This window comes from Streptomyces sp. NPDC058239 (assembly GCF_042882185.1).
Lineage (GTDB): Bacteria > Actinomycetota > Actinomycetes > Streptomycetales > Streptomycetaceae > Streptomyces.
Genome location: NZ_JBHVWS010000132.1, coordinates 1 through 3,234 on the forward strand (window position 1 = coordinate 1; position 3,234 = coordinate 3,234).

Here is a 3,234-nt window from a genome sequence, read left to right on the forward strand (position 1 = left end):
CCTTCGGGGCGATGGTGACGTCGAAGGAGATCTGCAGCACCTCGGTGTCGTCGGGCAGTCGGCAGGTGGTGGTGGCGAACGCGGCGTCTCAGGCAGGCGGCAGCCCCGCCATCTCGCTGCAGAGCTGGTCGAGGGCGTCGGCCAGGGACGCGCCGGGTTGGGCCCAGGAGGTCGGGAGGGCCCGGGTGCCGTCGCCGTGCTGGTCGAGTAGCAGGACGCGCGCGCGTGCCCGGCACGGTGGACCAGGGCCAGAACCTGGAAGTCGCTGATGCCCGCGCGGTGGGCGTCGTCGACGATCCGCCGCTGGGCGGCCAGGTCCAGGCCGCGGGGCATCCAGGGCTGGTGGGGCGTCACTTCGGGGCCGTGAACAGGGTTTCCTGGGTGGCCTGGAAGCGGTAGGACTCGGTGCCGGTCTGGTCGGGCCGCCGCTGTCCGTCACGCTTCTCTCGCTGTGGGAACTGCGCCGACTGCGCACTCATTTCGGTCTGACCGTACGCGGTGCACTGCGGCAGGACGACTGTGTGCCGGCATAGCTCCGGCGAGGTATGCGGGGCCCTGCGCGCGGGGCCCCGCGTCACTTCAGCAGCCCGTACGGTCCTCCGTCAGGGTGCCCTGCTCGGTCCGCAGTGTGCGGTCGTAGCAGCCTTCCGACCCGTCCAGCCGGTAGTGCTCGCTCGACGTGCCGACAGCATGGCGCTGGTCACGCGGGACGCCCAGCGTCCAGGCGGCGTCGCCGGTGTTGGTGTCGTCGAGCCGCGACCAGGAGATGCGCTTGCCGGCGCGGACGACCGAGGTGTCGGCGTGGTCCCCGAGCGTGAGGACGGTGCGCAGCCGGTTGTCCGTGCCGATCGTGATCTCGCCGTCCATGGTGTAGACGCGATGGGTGTGCGCGACCCGCGCCGGGCCCCGGCCGTCCACGGTCACCGTCTCGTCGTCGTCCCAGCGTGACGTGAGCCCGTCGGTGTTCTCGTCCTCCGTCCAGCGGTGGACGGAGGTATTGGCGAGGGTGCGCGAGACGGTGGTCTCGACGCGCCCGTGCGAGGTGTCGACATAGCCGGCGACGGTCAGCCGGTGGCCACCCTTGGTGTCGAGCCGGTTCAACGAACCGGGCGTGACCGTCGTCGAGTTGGAAAGATCACTCTGATCGTGCTTCGTGAGCGCCCCGGTGACGTGCTCGCTGCCCTCGTCCTGCCAGACCAGCACGTTGGCAGGCGTGCTCCAGCCGCTCTGTCCGGCGGGCAGTCCGGCGACGGACACCTCGACGCGGTGCTCGCGCCCGTCGTTGAGGATGCCCGCGAACGGCGTCAGGTCGTACTCGATCGGCTTCACGTCGAAGGCACGCGGCGCCGGAACGACGTACCAGAGGAAGGGGTTGGACCATCCTCCGGTCCATACGTTCGGGAACGGCGCGGCAATTCCGGCAAGTTGGCCGTCGACCTTGATCTGCACCTCACGGTACGGGCCGTTGTCCGCCTTGCAGGAGTACGGAGCGGAGTCCGGCACGGTGAGGTACCAGAACTCCTCGCAGCCGCCGCCCGAGCCGGTGGCGTACACCTCGGCGACGATGCGCTCCGAGTTGCGCGGTGTGGTGAGCCGGGCGCCGTCCAGCGGGATCACCTTGTCAGGCGTCGCCGCCGGCTTCGTACGCCCCTCGGCGGCGTAGAAAGTCAGCGTGACCTTGACGTCGATGACGCCGGTGTACGTCTCATTGACGACGTTGCCGATGAGCATGTCGACGTCCTGACCGCGGCGAAGCGTGTCGCTGTAGTGCGTGACGTCCTTCTCCACCGACCAGTTGATGCCGTCGACCGAGGGCTCGGGCGTGGACGTACGGAACATCTCCACGCCGCCGATGCGGAGGTAGCCGAGCCGGTCGAACTGGCGCCCCTTGACCTTTCCGTCGAGGCGCAGCACCACCTTGCTCCAGCGGTCGCCGCACTCCTCGGGCGGGGTGTAACTGCCCCTGTACGGCGTGAAGTCGCGGAACTGTACCTCGGCGACGGTGACTTGGCAGGAGCGGGTCGGGGGCTTCGCGACGGGCGGCGCCGCGGTCAGCGGATCGTGCCAGTCGGTGCCAAACTCAGAGGGGACCGGCTCGGCAGCGACCGCCGGGCTCGCGCCGAGCGCCGAACCGGCGGCCAGCACCAGTCCGGCGAGCATGGACATGATCTTACTCTTCATGGGTCAGAAGTGAAGCGCGGGACGAACAAGTGTGCCAGAGGCGAAAATTCGACCTTGGCGTGTTTTGTTCCCTCATGCGTAAAATTCAATTGTCGCGACTGCCGGCGGAACGCGAACCTTGCGCGGTTTGAGCCACTCGCCACCCCCTCAGCGATTCGTTGGACGTCATGCAGATTCGCGATCTTGCGTTTTCCGATCCCGGTGATCCCGACGTACGGTCAGGCCGCCGCTTTCTGCTGTGGCTTGCCCGGCAACAGCTCGGCGGCCAGCTGAAGTCACTCGGCTGGGGGCTGCTGCACCAGTGCGGAATCGCCGGCCTGCCGCTCGCCATGGGCGTCGCCATGCAGGCCGTCGTGGACCGCTCCGGCAGCAGGCTGGCGCTCGCGGGCGGGCTGATCCTGCTGTTCGGCGCCGCCATCGCCGTTGGCGACACCCTGCTGCACCGCACCGCCATCACCAACTGGATCACGGCGGCCACCCGGGTCCAGCACCTGCTGGCCCGTAAGACCGCCGAACTCGGCTCGGTACTCACCCGGAGGGTCACCGCGGGCGAGGTGGTCGCGGTCTCCACCGGCGACGTCGAGAAGATCGGCTGGTTCGTCGAAGCACTGTCGCGCTTTCGCCGCCGCCGCGACCGCCCTCGTCCTGGTCTGCGTCGCGCTGGTCGTGTACCAGCCCGCGCTGGGTGCGGTGGTCGCTGGCGGCGTGCCCCTGTTGGCCCTCGCCGTACTGCCGCTGCTGCCCCGGGCCACCCGGCGCGCCGGCATCCAGCGCGAAAAGGCGGGCCGCGCCGCCGAACTGACCTCCGGCGCCGTCGCCGGCCTGCGCGTGCTGCGAGGCATCGGCGGCGAGGAGCTGTTCCTCGGCCGCTACCGGCAGGCCTGCCAGGAGTGCGCAAGGCGGCCGTCCGCAGCGCCCGGATGTGGTCGCTGATCTCCGCGGTCCAGGTGCTGCTGCCGGGGCTGCTGATCACCGTGGTCGGGTACGGCGCGAGGCTCGCCCTCGACGGCCGGATCTCCATCGGTGAACTCGTCACCGTCTACTTTGCGGTGA

At 69.6% G+C, this 3,234-nt stretch carries 3 protein-coding genes and 1 pseudogene; 3 read left to right on the forward strand and 1 reads right to left on the reverse strand.

Annotated elements, in window-relative coordinates; genetic code table 11:
• Both ACFVYE_RS47150 and ACFVYE_RS47155 read left to right on the forward strand, forming a co-directional pair.
• On the forward strand, positions 1 to 211 hold a 211-nt coding region (locus tag ACFVYE_RS47150), incomplete at its 5' end, for a hypothetical protein (RefSeq protein ID WP_389609746.1).
• A gap of 14 nt (positions 212 to 225) precedes the next feature.
• Positions 226 to 399 (forward strand): hypothetical protein, encoded by a 174-nt coding sequence (locus ACFVYE_RS47155; RefSeq protein WP_157987277.1) that lies wholly within the window; start codon positions 226 to 228, stop codon positions 397 to 399.
• 180 nt (positions 400 to 579) lie between these two features.
• Here ACFVYE_RS47155 and ACFVYE_RS47160 read toward each other — a convergent pair whose 3' ends face one another.
• Complete coding sequence (locus ACFVYE_RS47160; protein ID WP_383979577.1) at positions 580 to 2,181, reverse strand: peptide-N4-asparagine amidase; 1,602 nt, start codon at positions 2,179 to 2,181, stop codon at positions 580 to 582.
• A 167-nt stretch (positions 2,182 to 2,348) separates the two neighbouring features.
• Between ACFVYE_RS47160 and ACFVYE_RS47165 the strand changes: the two are divergent.
• Positions 2,349 to 3,234: pseudogene (locus ACFVYE_RS47165) on the forward strand (ABC transporter transmembrane domain-containing protein); the annotation flags it as partial.